Origin of the sequence: Zhenpiania hominis (assembly GCF_014333425.1) — a bacterium.
GTDB classification, from domain to species: Bacteria; Bacillota; Clostridia; order Peptostreptococcales; family Anaerovoracaceae; genus Hominibacterium; species Hominibacterium hominis.
Genome location: NZ_JACRYT010000003.1, coordinates 144,823 through 169,367, shown reverse-complemented (window position 1 = coordinate 169,367; position 24,545 = coordinate 144,823). Strand labels below are relative to the sequence as shown.

Sequence of the window (24,545 nt, the reverse complement as noted above, 5' to 3'; positions counted from 1 at the left end):
AAGAACTGCAAAATAAGGATCTCCTGTTCACTATATAAAAATACGAGTAGGAAAAGTTTATCATCATAAAAATAAAAAATCAAGTATAAAAATTAACTTTAAAAAAACAAGAGCTATTTATAAAAAAAGTCAAAAAAACTTTCATTCTGTTAACCTATGTTAATGCATACTCCGAAAAAACAGGATATAATAAAATTATATGTCCATTTTAGGGCTACAGGGAAAGCAAATCACTTATATAGAAAGAGTTGGATATTTATGCAAACTAAAACAGTGCCCATTCCTATATCTGAATCTTATACGCTACTGGAGGATACCGAGCGCGGCAGCACAATTTATAAAGCCTACCACAACCAGGAACAGCAGCTTGTTGTCCTGCGGAAATTAAGAGAAACAGATCAGGCGATTTTCCGTGGGACGCGGGAGGCAGAATTCTTCAGACATCTGAAGCATCCACATTTACCTCAGATACTGGAATTCATAGAAATAGACGATGAACTTTATGTAGTCACGCCTTTTATTCCCGGGAAGTCCTTTCAGCAACTTCTGTCAGAAAAGAAATGTTTTTCCGGACAGCAGCTTCTGCTTTGGGGGATGCAGCTCTGCAGCGCATTGGCCTATCTTCACTCGCAGAAGATTTTCATTCATAAGGATATTCAACCGTCTGACATTCTGCTTACTCCGGAAGGCAGCATCTGCCTGGTGGACTTCCGTGTTTTTCTTTCCCCCGGCAGAAGGCCGGTTTCTGAACTTCGCAGCAGACGTTCGGATATTTACAAAATAGGAACATCTTTATATCATCTGGCCTTAGGAGAAAGGTATTCGCCCCTTGAACAAGACAATAAGATGGATGAACTGGCCCGGATATTGGGAGCGCCGTTTGCCAGTGTAATCAAAAAAGCCACTGACAGGAATCCCTCAAAGCGTTTTCCCAGTGCGAAAGCAATGCTTAAATCCCTGAAAAGCATCCCCAGGCAGGACAGACGTTACTGCGATCTGCTCTACGATATCAAACCGGACAGATAATACCCTATTTGTTACATTTCACGGTTCATTTTTTACATTATGGCACAAAAATACCCGAATTAAGGTAGAATATGGATACTCTCTTTAAAACACAACAGAAAGTGGAAGTCAGATGGATAAAAGAAAATTTTTCAAGGATATTTTGAATATACATGACGAAAGAATTCTAAAAAAATTCTGCAGGTTATCGGCAGTAGAAACATATAAAAAGGGGACGTACCTGATTACAAAAGGAGAATCGCAGGGAAGTCTCTTTTTTTTGGTCGAGGGGATTCTCCGGGGCTTTTGGGGGAATCCGAAAGGTAAGGAAGCTACAGAATGTTTTGTATTTCGTTATGGACAGGCGGCCCTCGGGAGTTACCGCCTGGATCAGCCGCCCGCTGTCAATGTTGCGGCAGAGACAAATTCCACCATTGTAAAACTACCCAAGCAGGCTGTAGAAGAGTTACTCCTGCAGCACACAGAGCTCGTATATGTTTATAATGAGCTTTTAATTCGTGAAATGGAAGAACACCAAAATATTAAACACGCGATTTATATGCTGAACGCAAAGGAACGATATAATTGGTTCCTGCGTGAATATAAAGATCTGATTGATCGCGTCAGCCACAGACATGTCGCCTCTTTTCTGAATATGACACCTGTAACGCTCAGCAGGCTGCGCAAAGAATTCCGGGAACAGGAAGAATAACAACAGGATAGATTGTTCTGCCAGATTCTCCATGTTATAATAATTCCAGCATCAAAAACATATTTTCAAAAAAGGAGTACAAGAATATGAAAAAAAGGATTTTGGCTCTTGCAACTGTGGTTCTGATGATTTTTACCGTTCCGCTCTATAGCTTTGCGGAAGACGGTACTCCTGCAGCCTCATACCGTCAGGATGGGGAACAGACACAGACGGCAAATGAGTTTTTTTATGTAAAGGGGACTCTCGATTATTCGGAAGCTTCCGATGTACTGACCATCGTAAATAAAGAAAGAAGGGCTGCGGGGCTTCCTGCTCTGACTATGGATGTGGAACTTCAGCAGGCCGCCATGCAGCGCGCTGCGGAAGGAGCTCTCTATTTTGACCATGAACGGCCGGACGGCACTATGTGTTATACTGCTTCTTATAAAATATCCGGTGAAAATATTGCGATTGGCCAAAGTAGCGCGAAGAGAGTTATGGAAAGCTGGATGGAATCTTCGGGACACCGCGCGAACATTCTGAACAGCAACTATGTTTCCATCGGCATCGGCTGCTTTCGCCAAAATGGCGGCCCTCGCTGCTGGGTTCAGGTGTTCGGATTCCAGGACGCAGATGTGATCGCTGCAGGAAGAGGTGTAAAACAGGCTACTTTGACGGTACAGGCTCTTCCCGGAAGATTGAAAGCCTATCGGGATTCCGGAACAATTGTCGTTTCAAAAGGAGGAACAACATCTTTTCCTCTTTATGTAAGAAATCCAAAATTCGGTCTGGTATCCATAAAGTTGCAGCCCCGGACATTCAACTGGAAGAGCAGCAATGCCAGAGCAACGGTCAATTCATCCGGCGTAATTAAAGGGAAGAAAACGGGCACCGCGACCATCAGAGCAACCCTTCCGATCAGCGGGCAGACCATTTCCCGAAAGATATCTGTAAAAAAAGCGCCGAAAAAAGTAGTTCTGCGGTCCGTAAAAGCTGGAAAACGTACCCTGACAGTTACATGGAAACGAAACAGCGCCGCATCCGGCTATCAGGTAATGATCGCCAGAAACAAAAAATTCACAAAAGGAAAAAAACGGGCAACCATTTCCAAAAATCGTACTACCAGCAAAACCTTTAAAAAGCTGAAACGAAAAAAAGTTTACTATGTGAAAGTAAGAGCTTATAAAAAAGCAGGGGGCAGCAAACTTTACGGATCATACAGCAAGGTAAAACGAGTAAAAGTAAAATAACTTCTGGACTAAAATCTACAAAAAATCCTTTGACACAGCCCGTCCCTCATGGTATCATATAACAATGTAAGCCGCACAAACTGGGCCTTTTTAAAGCTTCAAAAGCTGCCCACGCTGGCGAGACTGGATAGAGGAGGAGAAAAAAAGAACAATGTACGCAATTATTGAAACAGGCGGAAAACAGTACCGTGTTTCCGAAGGCGATCAGATCCGTATCGAAAAAATTAAAGCGGCTGATGGCGAACAGGTAAAATTCGACAAGGTACTGGTTCTCGGCGAAGGCGCTGAGGCAAAGGTAGGCGCGCCTTATGTAGAAAGCGCAGCTGTATTTGGAGATGTAATCGAAACCGGAAAGGGTAAGAAAGTCATCATCTTCAAGTACAAGGCTAAGAAGGATTACAGAAAGAAGCAGGGTCACAGACAGCCTTACACACTGGTTGAAATCACAGGAATTTCGGCTGACGGAACTGCTCCGGCAAAAAAAGCGGCTCCTGTAAAGGAAGAAGCTCCTGCGGAAGCGAAAGCGGAAACCGCGGAAACAGAAAAAAAGCCGTCTTTGAAATCCATGAAAAAGGCGGAACTGATTGAATTTGCAAAAGAAAACAACATCGAGATCGATGAAAAGGCAACTAAGCCGGTTATTCTTGAAGCAATCGAAGCTGCAGTAAAGTAAATTCCAGATAAATTAGATAAAAAAGGAGGTGTCTGGTCCATGGCAAGTAAAAAAGGTGTAGGAAGCTCGAAGAACGGCCGCGACAGTGAGTCGAAACGGTTAGGCGTAAAACGTGGAGACGGTCAGTATGTAACTGCCGGCAGCATTCTGGTAAGACAGAGAGGAACTAAGTTCCATCCTGGCAACAATGTTGGAATCGGCGGAGACGACACATTATTTGCGAAGATTGACGGAGCTGTAAAGTTCGAACGTTATGACAAGAAGAGAAAGCAGGTAAGTGTATATCCAAAAGAAGCTTAATTGAATTTAGAAGACTGCTGCGTGAGCGGCAGTCTTTTTTCTACGGAGGATAAATCATGTTTGTAGATAGAGCGAAAATAACCATCCGTTCTGGAAAAGGTGGAAACGGAGCCGTATCTTTTCGCCGGGAGCCTTACGTTCCGGAGGGAGGTCCTGACGGCGGAGACGGAGGAAAGGGCGGCGATGTCATCTTTATGGCCGACAACAGCCTGCGCACGCTGATGGATTTTCGATATAAACGGAAATACCAGGCCGAAAACGGACAGGACGGCATGAAAAAGAAAAAATTCGGAAAGGACGGAAAGAACCTGATTATCAAAGTTCCGCCGGGAACCGTGGTTATTGACGAAGAGAGCGGTCTGGTTATGAAAGATCTGGTGGAAGCCGGCGATTCTTTTGTGGCCGCCAAGGGAGGAAAAGGCGGAAAGGGAAATGTTCATTATAAAAATTCTGTACGCCAGGCTCCCAATTTTGCGGAAGCCGGAGGTTTCGCAAAAGAGCGTTCCGTCATTCTGGAAATGAAACTGATTGCGGATGTCGGACTCGTAGGCTTTCCCAATGTTGGAAAATCCACTCTGCTTTCGGTAGCAACCAGCGCGAAGCCCAAAATCGCGGATTATCATTTCACGACCATTGACCCGAATCTGGGAGTTGTTCAAATTTACGATACGAGTTTTGTTATGGCGGACATCGCTGGAATCATTGAAGGCGCGCACCAAGGGGCAGGGCTCGGTTTCCGGTTTTTAAAGCATATCGAACGGACGAAAGTACTGATCCATGTAGTTGATGTTTCCGGCAGCGAAGGACGGGATCCTCTGGAAGATTTCGAGAAGATCAACAGCGAACTGGAAGCTTACAATCCACGCCTTTTAAAAAAACCGCAGATTGTCGCCGCCAATAAAATGGATATGGTCGACGAGGATGGACCGGAATACAAACATTTTAAAGAAGCAATCGAAGCAAAGGGCTACAAGGTATTCCCGATGTCCGCGCCTTTGAATCTTGGCGTAAAAGAAGTTCTGGCAGAAGCTGCCTTCCAGCTTGATCATCTGGCACAGGAACCTGAGGAAGAAGAGTATGTGGAGCTGTTTGACTTTGAAAAAGACGATCAGGATCCGGATTACAGGACAGTATATGTTGAAAGAGAAGACGAGGCGTACGTCCTGACTGGAAAACAGCTGGAAAAAATCTTTAATTCCACTAATTTCAATGATTCAGGATCTCTCCGCTATCTATACAAATATATTGAAAAAAGCGGAGCCATGGATGAACTGAAAGAAATGGGAGTAGAAGAAGGCGATACCATCCGCATCTTTGATTATGAATTCGAGTATTTTGATGAATTTTAAGAGTTGATACGAGAAGAGAGGAAAGAATATGGCCAATCATACAAAACAGCTGCTCGCAGAGTCATTAAAAGAACTTTTAACACATAAACCCGTTGATAAAATTACAGTAAAAGAAATTGTGGCAGGATGCGGTGTAAACAGACAGACTTTTTACTACAATTTTCATGACATCTATGACCTTATGGAGTGGATTCTTCTGGAAGACGCCAGACAGATTATTGGAACCGACACAGTCTGTAAAGACTGGGTGGAAGCGATGAGCAAGGTTTTCAAATATCTGCAGGATAATGAAGACCGCACCCTAAACGCTTTCCATTCCATGAGCAGAGCCTCGCTTCGCAACTGTATCAAAAGCGTATTCTACCCCATTATGGAAACAATCCTAGACTCCCAGCCAAATGCCGGAAGACTCTCTTCCGAAAACAGGAAATTTCTACTGGATGTGTATGTACTCCTGCTGACAGGCATTGTTATCGAGTGGATTGAAGGAGGAATGCGCGGTGATTATATGTTTGAACTTAACCGCCTGAAAAGGGTAATCGACTGTACCGCCACGCATCTAATTGATGAGTTTTCTATGACAATCTAATCGTATAGAATATTCAGTATTTTTATACAAAACCCCTGAAATGTCGGAATTTTGACACTTCAGGGGTTTTGTATATTCCTCCTGTCTGAAACTCCCCCTATAATGAAATGAGCACGTTCAGGAGGGAGTTTTGTATGTTTACAAATCATTTAAAAAAAATCGGGTTGGAAAAAGCCTACGACTATATTGAAAAGAATCCGGAACAGAATATTCCAAAGCTGATGGAATGGGTTGACCGTTTCGCGGGAAATGGTGAAGATTCATTCCCAGCTCAGAGGAACGCAATCCGCAAGGTCGTCAATGATCCGGAATCCAACTGGTATCAGCTGATTATGCGGGTCGTTAAGGAAACTGACAAAGAGGTTCTAAAAACAATTTTTACCAATTTTTTCATAAACGGCAATCTGATTGGCTGGAAGACTCAGGAAGAATACCGAAAACGATACCATTGTAACATCCCGTGGGCGATTCTGCTGGATCCCACCAGCGCCTGCAACCTTCACTGCAAAGGCTGCTGGGCGGCAGAATACGGAAATCAGCTTAATTTAACTTTTGATGAAATCGATGATATTATCGCGCAGGGTAAAGAAATGGGGGTATATACATACATTTATACCGGAGGAGAGCCTCTTGTGCGCAAGCGCGACCTCATCGCCTTATGCAACAAACATTCAGACTGTGTTTTCCTTTCCTTTACCAACGCAACACTCATTGATGAGACTTTTGTAAAAGAAATGCTGCGGGTGAAGAATTTCATTCCCGCAATCAGTGTAGAGGGAAACCGCGAAAGTCACGATGCGCGCCGTGGAGAAGGCTCCTTCGACCGGGTTGTACACGCAATGAATCTTCTGAAGGAAAACCGGCTGCCATTTGGAATTTCCTGTTGCTATACCAGTGAAAATTTAAGCGTCATCAGCAGCGACGAATTTTATGATCAGATGATCGAGTGGGGCGCTTCTTTCATCTGGAATTTCCACTACATGCCGGTAGGAAATGACGCGGTTCCCGAGCTGCTTCCATCTCCGCGGCAGCGAGAATTCATGTATCATCAGCTCCGCAAGTTCCGCCAAACAAAATCCATTTTCGCGATTGACTTCCAAAATGACGGAGAATATGTAGGCGGCTGTATTGCGGGAGGAAGGCGATATCTTCATATCAATGCCAATGGAGACGCAGACCCTTGTGTATTTATCCATTACTCCAACTGTAACATTCGGGAGCATACGCTGCTGGAATGCCTGCAGTCGCCGCTCTTTATGGCCTATCATGATGGACAGCCGTTCAATCAGAATCAGCTCCGTCCATGCCCAATGCTTGAAAATCCGGAAAAACTGCGGGAAATGGTCAAACAAACCGACGCTGTCTCCACGGATCTGGAAAGCCGGGAGGATGTGGATCATCTCTGTTCCAAATGTGAATCTTATGCGAAAAACTGGATTCCTACTGCGGAAAAATTGTGGAAGCTGAGTCCGAAATCCTGTAGAAACACGGACAAAATCGCAAAATAAAAGAAACGATTCCATCTCTCAAAGGAAAAGGAGAGACTCTGCAACAGTTCTTTACAGACTGGGCAGAGTCTTTTTTCGTCTTTTTTACTGCTGTCCGCATAAAATAGAGCAGGAGGAATCATTATGTGGAAATCAAAGCTTTTTAAGCAGACCGGAATCTGCCTGCTCATCGTTCTTGCTTTTTTTGCCGCGCAAAAATCCAATATTCCGCAGCTAAACCGCGGAAGTGAGGCAGCAGTCGCGTATCTATCCAAAAACTATACAGTCAGCGATGTTCTAACCTTTGCCAGAGACAGCGCGAAAGCAGTCGCCAAAGCTCCGGCAGCCGTGACGAACGCAGTGCTATCTGCAGAGGAGGGATCCCGATACGGGGAACCGATTGATGACGTAAAGAATGGAGAAACGGTCACGGTACATGCGGTAGCTGCAGGTACTGTCTCCGCGGTAGGGGAAAATGAAAAAATCGGAAAGTTTATAAAAATTCTTCACGGTGAAGACGCCGAAAGCATTTATGGAAATTGTGAAGAAATTCATGTTAAGGAACTGGAACGGGTAAAGAAAGGTCAGGCCATTGGGACTTTCAAAAAAGAAAAAAACACGGAATTTTACTATCGCCTTTCTGAATTAAATTAAATTTCCAAAGCCGTGAAAAAGCACTGTGCAGGCATGTCAAAATTCCGGATCTGTGGTATAATAATCTGAACGCCTGCGCAGGCGTTTTAGGAAATTTCAGAAAGAAAAGGATGAGATTATGAAACAACAACATCCGGACAGGCAGGAATGTCTGCGGCTTTTAAAAGAATACGGCACGCCGGAGCATGTCATCCGCCACTGTATGGCAGTCGCGGATACCGCTGTACGAATCGGAAGAGCCCTTAATGAGCACGGATATCATCTGGATCTGGAACTGATCCAGGCAGCTGCCTTGATCCACGATATTGCGAGAGTAGAAAATGAACACTGGGAAAAAGGCTACCAGATGGCGCGGAATCTCGGTTATAATCAGGAAGCGGATATTATACGAGTCCATATGAATTACTCGCCCTTTTCTCCGGTCGAACATGTGACGGAAACCGATCTGGTCTGCCTGGGGGACCGGACAGTCAAAGAAGACGAGTACGTGGGACTGGACAGGCGTATGGAATATATTATTGAAAAAGCAAGAAAGCAGGGGCATCCGGAAGCGGAAAAACGCATTCTGGAAAAAAAGCAGGAAGCGCGGCTTCTGCTGGACGGCATTGAAAGGACGATTGGGATGACAGTCGATCAACTGATGGAAGGCGGACAGACGGTGATATAATGGAAATTAATAAAGAACTGGACAAGCTTTTAAAACAAGTGGAAAAGCCTGCCCGTTACATTGGCGGCGAAATTCATTCCGCAGTCAAAAATCCGGATCAGGTAAGACTGCGGTTCGGTTTTGCGTTCCCGGATACTTATGAGATTGGTATGTCCTACATGGGACTTCAGCTGCTCTATTCCATTCTGAATCAGGATGAGGATATCTACTGTGAACGTGTTTTTGCTCCTGCCATGGATATGGAGGCCCGCATGCGCAAAGCCGGGATGGACCTCTTCACGCTGGAAACAAAAACATCGGTAAAAGAACTGGATTTTCTGGGTTTTACACTCCAGTACGAACTTTCTTTTACAAACGTAGTCAATATGCTGGATTTGGGGAAAATTCCCATTCTGGCCGCAGAAAGAAAAGAAGAGGATCCGCTGATTATAGCGGGAGGTCCCTGTGCCTACAACCCGGAACCTCTGGCGGATATTGTCGATGTTTTTCTGATCGGTGACGGGGAAGAGCTACTCCCGCAGGTTGTAAAAATGCGGAGGGTCGGACAGTCAAAAGAAGAATATCTAAAAGAGATCTGCAGCCTTCCGGGAGTTTACATACCGCGTTTTTATCAGCCCGAATATAAAGAAGACGGTACACTTCTCCGAATGAAACGGCTCTATGAAGGCGCTCCGCAGCAGATCCGGCGGGCGCTGGTTCAAGATCTGGATGGAACGCCTTTCCAGACAGAGCCGATTGTTCCCTTTATTGAGACGGTACACGATCGGGCCGTAGTTGAGACTTTCCGTGGCTGCACCCGCGGCTGCCGTTTTTGCCAGGCAGGAATGATTTACCGGCCGGTAAGAGAGCGAAGCCTTGAGACCATTCGTGAACTGGCGCGAAAACAGCTGGACAGTACCGGACACGAAGAATTATCGCTGCTGTCCCTTTCCACCAGCGACTATTCCCGCTTTGAAGAGCTGGCTCTGGATCTGATGAATACCTGCAAAGAGCGGAATGTTTCTCTGTCGCTTCCTTCTTTGCGTCTGGATTCCTTCTCCTTTAAGGTACTGGAAGAAATTCAGGGATATAAGAAATCCGGCCTTACTTTCGCGCCGGAAGCGGGGAGTCAGAGACTGCGGGATGTCATCAACAAGGGAATTACAGAAGATGATATTTACCGTTCAGTGCGTGAAGCCCTCAGTCTTGGATGGAACCATGTAAAACTTTACTTTATGATTGGACTTCCTACTGAGACGGAAGCCGATCTGGATGGCATCGCGCAGATCGCTAAAAAAATAAAAGAAATCAACTACGAACTAAAAGGACGAAAGGGCGGCCGTTTTAATGTGACAGTCAGCGTTTCCAATTTCGTACCCAAACCCCATACCCCGTTTCAATGGGAAGGACAGGATACCGAAAAATCTTTCATCCAAAAACACGACTACCTTTCCAGACAGCTTTCTGTCAAAGGAATCACATTTAATTACCATGACACGGAAATCAGCGCTCTGGAAGCGGTGTTCGCAAGAGGAGACCGCCGGTTGGGACGCGCGCTGATCCAGGCCGTCAAATTGGGCTGCAAATTCGACGGCTGGTCGGAGCATTTCAATGCGGATCTTTGGAAACAGGCCTTTTCCGATACCGGAATTGATCCGGCCTTTTACAACATCCGTCGCCGTCCTTATGATGAAGCCCTTCCTTGGGATCATATTGATTCCTTTGTTTCCAGAGACTATCTGATTCGGGAAAACGAAAAGGCGCTTAAAGAAGAAACCACTCCAGACTGCCGGAAAGAATGTAGCGGCTGTGGAATGAACAGACATGCGAAATGTATGCCGGAGGACAGAATATGAATCGATATATAATTAAATTTTCAAAAGAAGGAGTCATCTGCTATATTTCCCATTTGGACACTCTGCGCCTTTTTAAGCGGGCGTTTAAACGAGAAGGCATCTGTCTTTCCTATTCCAAAGGATTCAATCCCCATCCGAAAATGGGATTTGCTCAACCGCTCCCTCTGGGATATTCCAGTGTATCGGAATATCTGGAGTTTGAGACAGATATTCCCTATCAGCCGCAAGAGTTGGCGAAAGCTCTGAGACGTCAGCTTCCAGAGGGGATCCGTATTTTCTCCTGTGAAAAGGGAGATGACTCCAAAAAGAGTCTGGCGGCCAGGACAACAGCAGCAGAATACATTATTGCAATCCCCGCGGGAGAATCCACCCCGCGCAAATCCGCAGCAGATTTATGTGAGGATTTTCTAAAACAAAAGGAAATCCGGGTACCTAAGAGACAGAAGAAATCAAAGGAAATGAAAGATATCAATATACGAGATAAAATCCGGAGCATGAATATCGTATCGGTAGGAGAAAATCTTCTGGTTACCGCTCTGCTGGACTCAGGGAGCGACTCCAATTTGAGTCCGGAGCTCCTGATTACCGCGCTTGTGCGGTTTTGGGGCCTTCCGGATGAACGTTCGGATATAAGCGTTATGCGCACAAAACTGAGTTTTCTTTAAGATAGATAATTTGTAAAAAAATAACAGTAATATATTGACATTTCCTCCTGGCGAATGTAAAATAATGTAAACATTCAAGAAAGGAGGATTTCCAGATGAAGCAATATCTGAACAAAGAATTTCTGCTCAGCAACAAACAACTTGTAATAAAAGCAACTGCAATTATCGTTATACTTGCGGTTGCTTTTTTTGTCTTTCTTGCAGGAGACGGGGAACAGGACGTTGGGGAAGATATCCTTGTTTCGTCCGGACAGGAAGTTTCTTTGGAAAGCGAACCCCAAAGCGCCGAAAGTGAATCTGCTTCCATTATTGTCGACGTCGGGGGCGCGGTACAGGCTCCCCAGGTAGTAGAGCTGAGAAGCGGCAGCCGGGTTGCGGACGCGATTTCCGCTGCGGGCGGGCTGAGAAAAGACGCGGATACGGCCGGAATCAACCAGGCAGCGCTCCTTACAGATGGGGAAAAGGTCTATATTCCGAAAAAGGGAGAGACTGCCGCATCAGCCCTGGAGCCTCTCCAGCCACAGGAAGCGGCAGACTCCGGATTTTCCGCAAAAGTCAATATTAATACCGCTACTTCTGAAGAACTTCAGACTCTGGACGGAGTAGGACCTGTAACTGCTGAAAAAATTCTTAGCTACCGCAACAGCAACGGCGCCTTCCAAAACATTGAAGAAATCAAAAATGTAGATGGAATTGGAGATAAAACTTTTGAAAATTTAAAGGAACATATTACAGTTTAGGGGGATAAGATATTATGAAAAGGATTTGGCAAAAGGGGATTAGTCTGTTCCTGGTTATCTGCTTCGCTGTTTCTCTGTTTCCTGCGCCAGCCTTTGCCGCATGGCAGCATGGAGATAAAGGAAACGCGGATTTTACAAAGATTCTGATTGGGAAAGACGGAAAAGAATATTACATAAACGAAGATGTAAAGACTGTATTTTACAGCAACAATGGAAAAAAGACCACAAAGTCTGGAAATGGAAGGAAGAAGGTTCGTTGGCGCTATCTGAAAATCAGCGACACAACCGATAAAGGATCAAAGTATGGTTATTGTGCGGAATTCGGCGCTTCTTTTAGCGATCAGGCGAATTATAAAGCCTCCGATTCGACGAAAGGGAAAAATCTGTTTAAAGCACTGCCTTCCGACGCGCAGAAGATTATCGCCGCAGCCCTTTGTTATGGAAGAAACGGATCGCGAAAGGTACCGGTTTCCGGAACAAATGATGCGGATTATTACTTTGCAACTCAGGTTCTCATCTGGGAAGCACAGCAGGGACTGCGGACGATTACCAAAAAAAACGGGGCTGTAACAGGTACGAAGCTTGCCGCCGCTCACAGCATGCCTGCCAAACATATGCAGAAATTCCTTGCAGGAAGGCCTGCGGAAAAATGTTATAACTGGTTGGTGAAAAAAGTGAATGAGCATTTGACTGTCCACAGCTTTGCTTCTGAGACGCAGGCTTCCGCAAAAGTCCATAAGATGCAGTACAACAGTCAGACCGGAAAATGGGCGGTGACTCTGACCGATTCCAACAAAAAGACAAATGGTATCACCCTCAGTGACTCCAGGTTTAAAGTAACAAAAAAACAGTACCAGTACACGTTGGAAAGTTCCGAACCTTTTACTACCGCCCTGACTCTGACTGTAAAAAACGATATTTCAGGCGGCAGCGCGTCCGGAAAGCTTCTGGTCTGGAACTGTACGACAAACGAGGACTATCAGGCAATGATTATGGGTTCTCTGGATCTGTCTTCTTCGTATCTGAAAGTGCAGACGGAATCCAGACCGAATGTAACCATTGAAAAACAGGACGCGGAAACCGGACTTCTCATTACTGCCTCTCCCGCGGTTTACAAAGTTTTAGATTCCGGCGGGAGAACTCTCATCGAAAACCTGCGTACCGGAAGCGATGGGAAAGCCGTTATCAAAGAAGAACTGAGCCCCGGCACCTACCAGCTTCAGGAAATTCAGGCGCCGGATGGATACCTGCTGAACAAAGAACCGCTCACCTTTACCGTATCCGATACAGATACCGTTGTTCAGCAAAAAGATGCCCCGCAGAGAGGCATTTTAAAAGTCACGAAGCAGGGAGAACGATTCGTCCCGCAGGACGGAAAGATGGTACAGGAATCCATACCCCTGGAAGGAGTGGTCTTTGAAATCCTAGCCGCGGAGGATATTATTACAGCAGACGGAACCGTCCGCTTGAAGGCCGGCCAAAGTGCGGGAACGATCACTACCGACGCGGAAGGAAAGGCAAATTCGGGGGAATTATATCTCGGAAAGTATAATATAGTGGAAAAGGAGGTTCCGGAAGGATATCTTCCTCCAGAAGAGCCGATTACTGCGGAACTTCATTTTGCCGGGCAGGAGGAAACCCTTGCGATCACCGAAATTGCTGTGACAAATCATCAGGAGGCCGGCGAAGTCCAAATTGAAAAGACAGATGTCTCTACTGGCCAGCCTCTCCCGGACACCGGTATCGAAATCCTCGATCAGGATCAGAAGGTCCTCCTGCAGACAAGAACGAATTCGGACGGAAAAGCATTCTTTGAGAACCTTCCTGTAGGGAATTACTATTTTCGGGAATTCGACGCGCCAGAAGGATATCAAATTGACGAACGGCCCTATCCTTTTGAAATAAAAGAAAATGGCGAGATCCTGAAATGTGAGATGACAAACCAGAAGGAGGAAATAAAAAGGGAAGAAGCCGCGCCGACAAAACCGGAAAAACCGAAAAAAATGGATCATTCTCCCCAGACCGGAGATTTCTCTTCCTTTTGGATCGGGATATTGATCTTTCTCCTCGCGGCTTCGGGCGGAACTATTTTTATTTTGATTCATAGACGAAAGAGGTATTAAATTCTAATTATTAGCGAATACTACCAGTTGAGGTGGTAGTATGTTTAGTAATCAGAAAAAGGGATTTATTAAAAGTAAATGGTTTTATGGATTGCTCATTCTGTTCCTTTTGGCCTTTGGCATCTGGGTCAACTACGACGGAAACAGCCAGAATGTCAATACCGTTACAGAGGTAAGCGAAAAAACACAGAATCAGACACAGGAAAGCCAACCTGTCGTCGACAGTCTGGATCAGGAAACGACCGAAAAAGAATCTGAAAATGAAGCGGCACAGACAGAAGAAAAGCAGCAGACCTATTATCTGATTAAAGAAGTGGAGGATGTTGTAAAAGTGTTTTATTGTGATGAAAACGGCCAGGAGGATCTATATCAGATCACAACCGTTCCCTTTCAGCTGCTGAGTACGGAAGATCAGCAGCTCCTTTCGGAAGGAGTCCGTGTGGAGGACGAGAACGAACTGGCGGATTTTCTGGAAAACTTTGATAGCTAGGAGGCTCGAAGTCAGAAATGAAGAGCGCGTTCAAAAAAGGAGGCCTGATTTTCGCAGGACTCCTGCTTACCATTATTCTTGTAGGCCAGCTTACGGAAGCGCCTCAGAACGATGCGGCCAGTGTAGATGTAGTCAGCGAACGGGTCCTTGTTCCCGGCGGACATTCTGTTGGGGTTAGGATGGACGTAAAGGGAGTTCTGATCGTAGGACTTGAAGAAATCGAGACAGCAGACGGCGAACGGATCAATCCGGGGATCAAGGCAGGACTGCAAATTGGAGACATGATCCTGGAAATTAACGGAACAAAGGTTTATAAGGCTTCAGAGGTTCAGGAAGTTGTTAATGAGATCCGGGGGGATGTCAATCTCAAAGTAAAAAGAAAAGAGGACACTCTCAATATCCGGCTCACTCCGGTACTGGCAAAAGAAGATGGTCTATATAAGCTGGGCGTCTGGGTAAAAGATAAAACCGCAGGGATTGGGACTCTGACCTACTACGATCCGGTCAGCCAATCATTTGGAGCTTTGGGGCATGCAATCGTGGATCCGGAAACAGGATCAGTACTTTCCGTTGACAAAGGGCAGCTTCTTCAAGCTCAGGTTCAGTCGATCCAGGAAGGCGAGGTTGGAACACCCGGAGAAATCAGAGGCGTTTTCTATGAAGCTGAATCTCCGCTGGGAGGGCTTGAAAAAAATACATCTTATGGAATTTTCGGCAATGCTTATCATCCCATCGAAAACACTTTGTATGATAAACCTCTTGTCGTTGGGACTCAGGATCAGGTAGAAAAAGGGAAGGCCTATATCCTGACTACTCTGGATGATAATAAGCTGCAGCGATTTGAAATCGAAATCGAAAGAATCGATCATCAAAAAGAGCCGTCGGATAAAGGTATGATTATCCAGGTGACCGATGAACGTCTGCTTGAGAAAAGCGGAGGTATTGTTCAGGGAATGAGTGGAAGCCCGATTATTCAAAATGATCGGATCATCGGAGCTGTCACACATGTATTCGTCAATAACCCTCAGAAAGGGTACGGAATTTTTATTGAATGGATGCTGCAGGAAGCAGCTTCCTGACACTGAAAGACTCCGGTTTTGGACTACAGAATTTGTCGAAATACAACTCAAATTGACTTTCTTTTTTCATTGCTATTTTTACAGGATACTCTAAAATGGTATATGGAACAACAATCCACAAAAGAAAAAAAGAGGAAAAATACTTTTCATGCGTTATTTGAGAAAAGGAGGTTTTCAATGAAAAGAATTAAAATCGGTATTGCTGACGATAATAAGGACTTTTGTGACATACTTTCGGATTTTTTCCATGATAAGGAGGAAATTGACGTCTCGTTTATCGTAAATGACGGAATTAAGACGATTGATGCTGTAAAAGAACATCTGCCTGAGGTTTTAGTTCTTGATATGATTATGCCTCATTTAGACGGGCTTGGCGTCCTGGAAGAGCTTAATGCCATGGAGCTGCCGATTTATCCCCGCATTATTGTCCTTTCTGCAGTAGGGCAGGAAACCATTACACAGAAAGCGATCCATCTGGGTGCGGAATATTATATTGTCAAACCCTTCAGCTTTGACATTCTTTTAAAAAGAATTCACCAGCTTTCCGGAAACGAAGTCCGCGAAGAAGGAAAAATCAGCTTTGCCAGAGCAATTCTGAACAATCAGGAGTCAAATGTCCACGAGGATTTGGAAATCGATATTACAAACATCATTCACGAGGTAGGCGTTCCCGCGCATATTAAAGGCTACCAGTATCTCCGGGACGCGATTACTATGGTTGTAGAGGATATGGATCTGTTAGGCGCTGTAACAAAAGAATTGTATCCTGCAATCGCACAACGTAATAATACAACGCCAAGCCGTGTTGAACGGGCGATCCGCCACGCGATTGAAGTGGCCTGGAACAGAGGAAAAATCGAGACCATCAACAGTCTCTTTGGCTATACCGTCCAAAACGATAAAGGTAAGCCCACCAACTCTGAATTCATCGCCATCATCGCAGACAAGCTGCGTCTTGAGCGAAAAGTCGGGTAGGGCGGTAGACAACATCTCCAAAAATCCGTATAATACAGAAAGAGGAAATCGGAAAAAAGGAGAAAAGCGATATGAAAATTACAGCAGTGCTGGGAAGTCCCAGAGAAAACAGCGTATCTACGCGAATTGCAAAAAAAGCGCTCCAAGGAGCGCGGGAAGCGGGACATGAGGTAAGGCTTTACCATATTCAAGATATGGAAGTGATGGGATGTCAGGGATGCGGATGCTGCAGGAAGCATAACACGGACTGTGTAATTGAGGATGACATGGAATCTTATTTTCAGGATTTGAGAGAAAGTGGGGCACTGATTGTAACTTCCCCCAACTACTACTCCCAAATAGCGGGCCCGATGATTACCTTTATGAACCGGCATTACTGTCTTTCCGACAAGGAAAGAAAATCGAGACTACAGCCAGGCGTCAAACTCATCGGTATTTTTGCCCAAGGGGCGCCGGAAAACTATGAAAAGTATCAGGCCAATTACGACTGGTATCTCAACACATTCCTATCCAAGGATATGGAACTGGCAGGAAAAATCATCGCAGGAGGGGACAGCGATCTCAGCGAAGATGGTGAAATTATGAAGCGCGCCTGGCAAATAGGAAATTCCCTGTAAAGAACCGGCGTATACCGTACATAGAAAAAGAGCTTTCTAAAGCAGCAAATCCTTTCGGTTTTCTGCGCTGGAAAGCTCTTTCTTTGTTCCTTCTATTTATTTTCCCGGTCAGCGGTACTTCCGTATAATAATACTGGAATTCTGCCCTCCAAAACCAAGGGCGTTGGACATTGCCGTTTCAATGGCAGATTCTCTGGCCTGATTGGGAATATAATCTAAATCGCATTCCGGATCCGGCGTCTGATAGCCCAGTGTCGGCGGCAGGATTCCCGTACGAATGGCCTGGATACAGGCGATAGTTTCGGTAATGCCTCCCGCGCCCATAAGATGTCCGGTTGCGCCTTTTGTTGAACTTACCGGAGGCGGATTCTGCCCGAACACCGCTTTGATTGCCCTTGTCTCAATCGGATCTCCCAGCGGTGTAGACGTTCCGTGAGCATTAATATAACCGATGTCTTCGGGTTTCATCTCCGCCATAGAAAGAGCCAATCTCATACAGTTAATCGCTCCCGTTCCCTCCGGATCCGGGGACGTTACATGGTACCCGTCTGATGTATTCGCATAGCCTGCCAGCTCCGCGAAAATTTCCGCGCCTCTCTGCAGGGCATGTTCTTCCGATTCTACAATCAGCGCGCCGCCGCCTTCTCCCATAATAAAGCCATCCCGGTCCGCGTCAAAAGGACGGCAGGCAGCTTTTGGATTATCATTGTTTCTGGACAGCGCCTTTGCCTGAGCCAGACTGCTGATCGTAACTTCGCACAGGCCGTTTTCTCCTCCCATGACGATCATGGCGTCTGCCTGACCCGCAAGAATCATAGTTCCTGCCATAGCCAGCGCATCCCCGCCGGAAGAGCAGGCAGTATTAATGGTATAGCTCGGCCCATGAATTCCCTTTGCAATAGAAAACTGAGCAGCCGCCAGGTTCCCCAAAATTTTAGGCACAAATCTTGGACTTACCTTTTTGGCTTTTCCCGAAGATAATTCTTCCTGAGTCTGAGCTGTAGCGGAAGTCCCATTGAGAGCTGTCGCCATAACGATTCCAATCCGCTGCGATTCCTCTTCTACAGGGAACCCGCTCTGCTCCAGAGCCTCTGTTGCCGCCGCAAAAGCGAACTGTTGGAATAAATCCATTTCGCGAATCAGTTTCGCGGATATATAATTTTTCGGCTCAAAGTCCTTGACTTCAGCCGCAATCTGTACCGGCAGATTCGAAGCGTCGAACCGCGTAATGTGATCAACGCCGCACTCGCCGTGAATTAAATTGTTCCAATACTTGTCCGTTCCTGTCCCGATAGGAGTTACCGCTCCCATACCGGTTATAACCAGTCTCTTTTTCATTTATTTTCCTCCAGTTATAAACTACAATCCTTAATATTTTACCACATTTTCAGTAAAAATCTATAGTCCGGTTGACAAAAAAAGTTTAATTTTATATACTAAATCCGCAAAGAGGCGGAATTTCCGCCCTAAAAGGAGGTCAGGAATGTTTGAACGTTTCTACCTTTTCGGCAGAAGTTCTCAACCTGTTTGAAAGCATGCATTATAACGTAACACATTATAGAAAGAAGAGAAGGCAACATGCTGGAAAAAGAAAAAATTGATCGGATCAACGAACTTTCGAAAAAGCACAAAGAAGAAGGTCTCACGGAAGAAGAACACAAGGAAAGGGAAGCGCTCCGGGCCGAATATCTGAAAAAATTCCGCGAGCATTTTCGGGGTCATCTAGATCGAATTAAATTTGTAGAAGATATGACGGAAGAGGAAAAGGCGGAATACAACCGCACTCACGAAAAAAAGATAAAATAAGACACCGGGAAACGACAAACACGCCACATTCTTTATTATATAGTAATTAATAAAGAAATAGATGGGGTGTGTCTTATGTACAGAAGAAAAAACAAATCTTTTTATTTGCTTGGTTTCCCTGCTTTGGCTGTAATTTTTTTCAGCCTTTTAACAGGGCTGTCGGAGCCGGAACCAGACAAGGCCGTTCAGTCGCTAATAAGGGAACGGACCCGCATTCTGATGAGTACATCGTCCGGGCATCTTCGTCCAGCCGCGGCCGAACACAGGCTGCGGCAGATCGAACAGGACGCTGTGTTGGAGGGCGATCTTGCCAGTCTGACAAAAGCTGCGAAAAACACGCAGCTTGGAAAGGGCGGAGAAAAAGGGCAGTTCTGTTTTATTAAGTTCAAGGAACTGAAACGCAAGAAAACCATGTTTGAATACATAACCTATGAAGCCAGGATTCAATGGGATATCGGCGCTTCCATATGGTCAGGCATCTATAATATCGCGATTCAAAATGATGCCGGCAGCTTTCGCCTTACTGTATTCGAACCCGTTTATGGTTCTTCCTACGGAAAATCAAGTGAATATGTTTAAAAGCCAGAAAAGATTGGTATAATGAAAATAAGGTACAAAAAAAGGGGAAAGGAGCACAAAATGCGACAGGTTTATTTAGATTATTCAGCAACAACTCCAGTAAAAAAGGAAGTTCTTGATGCGATGCTTCCTTATTTCTCGGAATTTTACGGAAATCCGTCCAGTCTGTATGCCATCGCAGGCGAACCAAAAGAGGCCCTGGCAAAAGCAAGAAAGCAGGTCGCGGATCTGATTGGCGCGGGGGAAAAAGAGATCACTTTTACTTCCTGCGGAACAGAGGCGGACAACTGGGCAGTGATGGGGGCCGCGGATGCTCTGAAAAATAAAGGAAATCATATTATTACCACGAAAATCGAACATCATGCGATGCTTCACTCCTGTGAATTTTTGGAAAAACACGGGTATGAGGTTACTTATTTGGATGTGGATTCAGAGGGACTGGTGGATCCCGCGGCGCTGGAAGCCGCAATTACGGATAAAACGATCTTAATCAGCATCATGTTTGTAAACAACGAGGTGGGAACGGTTGAGCCGATAAAAGAGCTTGCCGCCATCGCGAAAAAGCATAATATTTTGTTTCATACGGACGCTGTACAGGCTTTGGGAAACATGGAAATTGACGTCAAAGAGCTGGGCGTGGATATGATGTCTATGTCAGCCCACAAAATTTACGGGCCAAAAGGGATTGGCGCTCTATATATCCGTAAAGGTGTGCGAATTTCTAATTACATGCACGGCGGCGCCCAGGAAAATAAAAAGAGAGCCGGTACGGAAAATACAGCCGGAATCGTAGGCTTTGGAAAAGCCGCGGAACTGGCCCGTATCCATCTTCAGGAGCATATTCAACATACATCTTCTCTGCGGGACTATTTAATTCAGCAGGTCCAGGAGCAGATCGATCATGTGTATGTAAATGGCTCCAGGGAGCATCGGCATCCGGGCAACGCCAACCTCACCTTTGAGTTTATCGAAGGGGAAGCCATGCTTCTTTATCTGGATATGAACGGAATTGCCGTTTCCACAGGCTCTGCCTGTTCGTCGGCTTCCCTGACACCGTCTCATGTGCTTTCCGCTATGGGCGTTCCGGTAGAGCGAATTCATGGAACTCTGCGGCTCACAGTTGGCGACATGACGACAAAAGAGGATATCGATTATGTTGTTTCAACCCTGAAAAATGTGGTAAATAAATTAAGAGAAATTTCATCAGTATCAAGTAAAAAGGGGTGGTAATCATGGCAAACATGTATAATGATAAAGTAATGGAACATTTTATGAATCCGCACAATGTAGGAGAGCTGGAAAACGCAGATGGAGTTGGCACTTATGGAAGCCCTGTATGCGGCGACATGATGCAGATTTCTATAAAAGTTGAGGATGACAAAATTACCGATGCAAAATTTAAAACCTTTGGCTGCGGTTCCGCGATCGCTTCCTCCAGTGTAGCGACCGATATGATCATCGGTATGACCATCGATGAAGCGCTGGAACTGACGAACAAACAGATTATCAACGAGCTTGGAGGTCTTCCGGCAGTCAAAGTACACTGCTCGGTACTGGCGGATCACGCTATCAAGTCGGCCATTTATGATTACGCGCAGAAAACCGGCAAGACCTACAAAGGCCTGGAAGGTTTTGATCCGAACGCGGACGAGGACGATCATCACGATCTTCCAGAGGATGAATAATATGGACAGGTCTCTGGATCGAAAAAAAGTAATATTAGGACTGAGCGGCGGAGTAGACAGTACTACCGCTGCTTTGTTGTTGTTGGAAAAAGGATATCAGGTAACCGGTCTTTACTTTGATGTAGAGCAGCCGGAAAATAAAGAGGGAGCGGCGGCGGCCAGACGGGCGGCGGAACAACTGGGCATTCCTTTTCTCTACCGGAATATCCATGAAGTATTTGAAAAAACGGTAATTCATAATTTTTGCCAAGAATATCAGTGTGGGAGAACACCGAATCCATGCGTTGTCTGTAATCCCGCGGTCAAGTTTCGGACGCTGATTGAAGCTGCGGACAGGGAAGGCGCCTTTTATATCGCAACCGGCCACTACGCCCGGACGACGCGGCACGCCCGGCTTGGCTGGAGCATCCGAAAGGGTGAAAGCGAGAAGAAAGATCAATCTTACATGCTTTACCGCCTGTCTTCCTCTATCATTGAACGCCTGCTGCTTCCTTTAGGGATACTTCACAGTAAGGAGGAAGCCAGAGCTGCCGCGCGAGAAAAGAATTTGTTTAACGCCGATCAGAAGGACAGCCAGGAAATCTGTTTTCTTCCTGAAGGGGAGACTTATGCGGACTACCTCCTGAAACGCGGTGTCAACCCCAAACCTGGGAATTTTATTGATAAGGACGGCCATATTCTGGGGCAACACCAAGGGCTTGTCCGCTATACCATCGGCCAAAGAAAGGGACTTGGAATCACCTTTGGAAAACCTGTATTCGTCATTCGGATGGACCCGGAAAACAACACGATTACGCTTGGAGATAATGAGGATCTTTTTTCCCGGGAAGTTATCTGCGGAAACAGTTTTTTCCCAAATTCCGCTTCCGGACAGCTTCCGGACTTTCTGGAAAACGCCGAAGTTACCGCGAAAATCCGCTACGCGGCAAAACCTGCTTCCGCCAGACTCCACACTCTTCCTGACGGGAGGATTTCCGCGGTCTTTGATGAAAAACAAAGAGCCGCTACTCCGGGACAATCCATCGTGTTTTATTACGGAGACTGCGTCGCAGGCGGCGGCTTCATCGAATAAAAGACAATAATTATTTTATGTAAACTATAGAAGAATAATCGCTCTTACCGGGCACACAGGCGCACAATACCCACAGGTTATGCAGACATCGGGATCCACCTGTGCCAGCCCGTTTTCATTCCAAAAGATGGCATGATTCGGACATCGCTCTTTGCAGGCTCCACAGCCTTCACAGTCGCCCTGATCAATGCGGATTCGCTTTTCTGAAAGATCCGGGCGATACTCCTTGGGCAAGGTACCATCCGCGTATTCTCTAATACGATCCACTTCTTCTTTTTTCCCAAAACCGATCATAATAGAGTCAATTCCGGGCAGACTACGAACATAGTCCAACGCTTCCACATAGGAACCTGTCAGATTTCCCCCGCCGAAGGCCTTCATGGCGAACACGCCTTTCCCCGCCTCTGAACAGGCCCGGATGGCAGCCGCCATCTCTTCTTTTGTTCCCGGACCGTCTCCCTTTCGGATCCCCAGACTCTGAAAATTAATCAGCGGAAAGAGGACGTCGGCTTCCGGCGTGCTCGCGATCCTCTGCGCCACATCGACATGGTGCGTGGAAACGCCAATAGCTTTTACAAGTCCCGCTTTTTTCATATCCTGCAGGCAGCGCCACGCGCCCGCGCGATTCTCCCAGTCTGGATCATTTCGCACTTCATGGAGCAGAAAGAGATCGATCTGCTCAAGGTCCAGTTCTCGCAGCGCTTCCTCCACCGCGCTGCGCATCCCGCTGTAAGTAGGATCCAGACATTTGGAACAAATAACCGGGTGAACATCTGTCTTTTTTAAGGCTTCCCTTATGTAGGGATACGTTTCATAATACTGAGCCGTATCCAGAAAGTGAAGTCCGTTCTCCAGTCCGTAACGGATTAACTCCGCTCCTTCTTCCAAGGGAAGATCCAACTGCGAACTGCCAATCGTCATAACGCCAAATCCAAATTCACTGACTTCAATGCCTGTATTTCCAAGTTTCTTTTTTTTCATAACAACCTCTTCAAAAATGTTAACAATTTCCTCCTCATTTTATATCACAGCAGACATCCGGATTCAAGATCGATTGCCTAAAATCCCGGAAATTCAGCAAGCAATTGCCAGCATAAAGTTTGCGTTTCTTCGGGAATACTAAATGAAGAACGAAAAGAAAAAGGAGGAGAAAAAATGGGAAAAGTATGCAATACAGCTATCGGAGCTGGAATTGCCGGAGCAATCGTAGGCGTCTGCGCCTATTCGTTTATGTCCCCTAGGGATCAGAAACACATTCAGAAGGGGCTGAAGCACACCGTAGACGATTTAAAAGACATCGCGGATCGAATGACGGAGGATATGTAAAATGGGAATTCTGGAAGAAATGGAAAAAGACAAATTGTGGAACCGCATGCTGGATATGCAGATTGTGGGCATGACCAGAGAGGATCTGGAAAACGACAATGGGATTGTTAGTGAACTGGCCAGAAAGCTATAAGGAGCCATAGTATCAAAATGCCGCCGTTTGCCTTTTTTCCACGGCGGCATTTTTGCGCCTTGTTTGTTTGCACAGGTAAAGTCTCCGTGATATAATAATCGGAGCAAACAAAGGAGGAAAAAATGAACGTAACAGAAGCAATTCGCGCAAGAAGAAGTATTCGAAAATATAAAAAAGGAACCGTTATTCCGAAAGAACATATTGAACTGATCTTAGAAGCCGCGATGATGGCGCCCAGCGCCGGAAATACCAGGCCTTGGGAATTCATTGTCATTGAGAACCGGGGGATTTTACAAAAGCTGACGGAAATTAATCCCTATTCCCGCATGCTGAATACCGCCTCAGCGGCAATTCTCATTTGTGCCCGCCCGGAATTGCAGAGCGGCATCTGCGATGGTTTTTGGCCTCAGGACTGCGGCGCCGCGGCGGAAAATCTGATCCTGCAGGCACTGGAGCTGGGGTACGGCACATGCTGGTGCGGTATGTACCCTATCCAGCACCGGGTACAGAAAACACAAGAACTGCTCAATATCACCAGTGTCCCTTACGCAGTTATTGCCCTGGGTGTACCGGATCAACAGCCTCAGGCGAGAGGGTACTATGATCCGGGCAGAGTTTCCTATATTAAGTAATAATGAACAAACCGGCACAATCATAGAGGAAACGGTAACCGCTATTAAGCGTACATAGAATGTATTGAAAGATCTCTTTAAATAGAATATAATATGGAGTAATTGTTTAATCATTGGGAGGAT

General features: G+C 45.8%; 27 protein-coding genes and 1 pseudogene. 26 read left to right on the top strand and 2 right to left on the bottom strand.

Going from position 1 to position 24,545, the window contains the following annotated elements:
* Positions 1-258: 258 nt before the first annotated feature.
* From H9L42_RS05160 to H9L42_RS05075, 18 genes and pseudogenes are all read left to right on the top strand, one after another.
* On the top strand, positions 259-1,026 hold the full coding sequence (locus tag H9L42_RS05160) for a serine/threonine protein kinase (RefSeq protein ID WP_187302316.1): 768 nt from the start codon (positions 259-261) through the stop codon (positions 1,024-1,026).
* Positions 1,027-1,138: 112 nt separating this feature from the next.
* A complete protein-coding gene (locus H9L42_RS05155; RefSeq protein WP_187302315.1) occupies positions 1,139-1,717 on the top strand; it encodes a Crp/Fnr family transcriptional regulator in 579 nt (192 codons plus the stop codon).
* An 86-nt stretch (positions 1,718-1,803) separates the two neighbouring features.
* Complete coding sequence (locus H9L42_RS05150) at positions 1,804-2,946, top strand: CAP domain-containing protein (protein ID WP_187302314.1); 1,143 nt, start codon at positions 1,804-1,806, stop codon at positions 2,944-2,946.
* Between the two features lie 151 nt (positions 2,947-3,097).
* Positions 3,098-3,406, top strand: a pseudogene (rplU, locus tag H9L42_RS17430) (50S ribosomal protein L21); the annotation flags it as partial.
* 252 nt (positions 3,407-3,658) lie between these two features.
* The gene (gene rpmA / locus H9L42_RS05140; RefSeq protein WP_187302312.1) at positions 3,659-3,919 is read left to right on the top strand and encodes a 50S ribosomal protein L27; all 261 of its coding nucleotides are present in this window, start codon (positions 3,659-3,661) and stop codon (positions 3,917-3,919) included.
* Between the two features lie 56 nt (positions 3,920-3,975).
* A complete protein-coding gene (gene obgE / locus H9L42_RS05135; RefSeq protein ID WP_187302311.1) occupies positions 3,976-5,268 on the top strand; it encodes a GTPase ObgE in 1,293 nt (430 codons plus the stop codon).
* 28 nt (positions 5,269-5,296) lie between these two features.
* Positions 5,297-5,857, top strand: a complete 561-nt coding sequence (locus H9L42_RS05130) for a TetR/AcrR family transcriptional regulator (protein WP_187302310.1) — start codon at positions 5,297-5,299, stop codon at positions 5,855-5,857.
* A 134-nt stretch (positions 5,858-5,991) separates the two neighbouring features.
* A complete protein-coding gene (locus H9L42_RS05125) occupies positions 5,992-7,365 on the top strand; it encodes a radical SAM protein (protein ID WP_187302309.1) in 1,374 nt (457 codons plus the stop codon).
* Positions 7,366-7,488: 123 nt separating this feature from the next.
* Positions 7,489-7,998, top strand: coding sequence for a M23 family metallopeptidase (locus H9L42_RS05120; RefSeq protein WP_187302308.1), 510 nt, complete (start codon positions 7,489-7,491; stop codon positions 7,996-7,998).
* A gap of 118 nt (positions 7,999-8,116) precedes the next feature.
* On the top strand, positions 8,117-8,665 hold the full coding sequence (locus H9L42_RS05115) for an HD domain-containing protein (RefSeq protein WP_187302307.1): 549 nt from the start codon (positions 8,117-8,119) through the stop codon (positions 8,663-8,665).
* On the top strand, positions 8,665-10,500 hold the full coding sequence (locus H9L42_RS05110; RefSeq protein WP_187302306.1) for a TIGR03960 family B12-binding radical SAM protein: 1,836 nt from the start codon (positions 8,665-8,667) through the stop codon (positions 10,498-10,500). Before H9L42_RS05115 ends, H9L42_RS05110 begins: the two co-directional genes overlap by 1 nt.
* A complete protein-coding gene (locus tag H9L42_RS05105) occupies positions 10,497-11,165 on the top strand; it encodes a TIGR03936 family radical SAM-associated protein (protein ID WP_187302305.1) in 669 nt (222 codons plus the stop codon). Before H9L42_RS05110 ends, H9L42_RS05105 begins: the two co-directional genes overlap by 4 nt.
* Before the next feature lie 95 nt (positions 11,166-11,260).
* Positions 11,261-11,905 (top strand): helix-hairpin-helix domain-containing protein, encoded by a 645-nt coding sequence (locus H9L42_RS05100; RefSeq protein WP_187302304.1) that lies wholly within the window; start codon positions 11,261-11,263, stop codon positions 11,903-11,905.
* A 14-nt stretch (positions 11,906-11,919) separates the two neighbouring features.
* A complete protein-coding gene (locus H9L42_RS05095; RefSeq protein WP_187302303.1) occupies positions 11,920-14,028 on the top strand; it encodes a thioester domain-containing protein in 2,109 nt (702 codons plus the stop codon).
* Between the two features lie 40 nt (positions 14,029-14,068).
* Positions 14,069-14,518: a BofC C-terminal domain-containing protein gene (locus tag H9L42_RS05090; RefSeq protein ID WP_187302302.1), complete on the top strand. Its 450-nt coding sequence runs from the start codon at positions 14,069-14,071 to the stop codon at positions 14,516-14,518.
* Between the two features lie 17 nt (positions 14,519-14,535).
* Positions 14,536-15,597, top strand: a complete 1,062-nt coding sequence (spoIVB, locus tag H9L42_RS05085) for a SpoIVB peptidase (RefSeq protein WP_187302301.1) — start codon at positions 14,536-14,538, stop codon at positions 15,595-15,597.
* A 177-nt stretch (positions 15,598-15,774) separates the two neighbouring features.
* The gene (spo0A, locus tag H9L42_RS05080) at positions 15,775-16,572 is read left to right on the top strand and encodes a sporulation transcription factor Spo0A (protein ID WP_187302300.1); all 798 of its coding nucleotides are present in this window, start codon (positions 15,775-15,777) and stop codon (positions 16,570-16,572) included.
* A gap of 71 nt (positions 16,573-16,643) precedes the next feature.
* On the top strand, positions 16,644-17,189 hold the full coding sequence (locus H9L42_RS05075) for a flavodoxin family protein (RefSeq protein ID WP_187302299.1): 546 nt from the start codon (positions 16,644-16,646) through the stop codon (positions 17,187-17,189).
* Between the two features lie 108 nt (positions 17,190-17,297).
* On the opposite strand, the gene fabF is transcribed toward H9L42_RS05075, so the two are convergent.
* Complete coding sequence (fabF, locus tag H9L42_RS05070) at positions 17,298-18,527, bottom strand: beta-ketoacyl-ACP synthase II (protein WP_187302298.1); 1,230 nt, start codon at positions 18,525-18,527, stop codon at positions 17,298-17,300.
* A 240-nt stretch (positions 18,528-18,767) separates the two neighbouring features.
* On the opposite strand from fabF, the gene H9L42_RS05065 reads away from it, so the two are divergent.
* The 5 genes from H9L42_RS05065 (at position 18,768) to mnmA (ending at position 22,331) form a co-directional block, all read left to right on the top strand.
* Positions 18,768-18,995 carry a DUF896 domain-containing protein gene (locus H9L42_RS05065; RefSeq protein ID WP_187302297.1) on the top strand — a complete coding sequence of 76 codons (228 nt, stop codon included), beginning with the start codon at positions 18,768-18,770 and terminating at the stop codon, positions 18,993-18,995.
* Positions 18,996-19,070: 75 nt separating this feature from the next.
* Positions 19,071-19,574, top strand: coding sequence for a hypothetical protein (locus tag H9L42_RS05060; RefSeq protein ID WP_187302296.1), 504 nt, complete (start codon positions 19,071-19,073; stop codon positions 19,572-19,574).
* 60 nt (positions 19,575-19,634) lie between these two features.
* Positions 19,635-20,804, top strand: coding sequence for a cysteine desulfurase NifS (nifS, locus tag H9L42_RS05055; protein ID WP_187302295.1), 1,170 nt, complete (start codon positions 19,635-19,637; stop codon positions 20,802-20,804).
* Positions 20,805-20,815: 11 nt separating this feature from the next.
* A complete protein-coding gene (gene nifU, locus H9L42_RS05050; RefSeq protein ID WP_187302418.1) occupies positions 20,816-21,259 on the top strand; it encodes a Fe-S cluster assembly scaffold protein NifU in 444 nt (147 codons plus the stop codon).
* 1 nt (position 21,260) lies between these two features.
* Positions 21,261-22,331 carry a tRNA 2-thiouridine(34) synthase MnmA gene (gene mnmA, locus H9L42_RS05045; RefSeq protein WP_187302294.1) on the top strand — a complete coding sequence of 357 codons (1,071 nt, stop codon included), beginning with the start codon at positions 21,261-21,263 and terminating at the stop codon, positions 22,329-22,331.
* Positions 22,332-22,355: 24 nt separating this feature from the next.
* On the opposite strand, the gene H9L42_RS05040 is transcribed toward mnmA, so the two are convergent.
* Positions 22,356-23,312, bottom strand: coding sequence for an aldo/keto reductase (locus H9L42_RS05040; protein WP_187302293.1), 957 nt, complete (start codon positions 23,310-23,312; stop codon positions 22,356-22,358).
* A 174-nt stretch (positions 23,313-23,486) separates the two neighbouring features.
* On the opposite strand from H9L42_RS05040, the gene H9L42_RS05035 reads away from it, so the two are divergent.
* The 3 genes from H9L42_RS05035 (at position 23,487) to H9L42_RS05030 (ending at position 24,422) form a co-directional block, all read left to right on the top strand.
* Positions 23,487-23,657, top strand: coding sequence for a hypothetical protein (locus H9L42_RS05035; protein ID WP_187302292.1), 171 nt, complete (start codon positions 23,487-23,489; stop codon positions 23,655-23,657).
* Position 23,658: 1 nt separating this feature from the next.
* On the top strand, positions 23,659-23,790 hold the full coding sequence (locus H9L42_RS17155) for a hypothetical protein (RefSeq protein WP_283243214.1): 132 nt from the start codon (positions 23,659-23,661) through the stop codon (positions 23,788-23,790).
* A gap of 122 nt (positions 23,791-23,912) precedes the next feature.
* Positions 23,913-24,422 carry a nitroreductase family protein gene (locus H9L42_RS05030; RefSeq protein ID WP_187302291.1) on the top strand — a complete coding sequence of 170 codons (510 nt, stop codon included), beginning with the start codon at positions 23,913-23,915 and terminating at the stop codon, positions 24,420-24,422.
* Positions 24,423-24,545 lie beyond the last annotated feature (123 nt).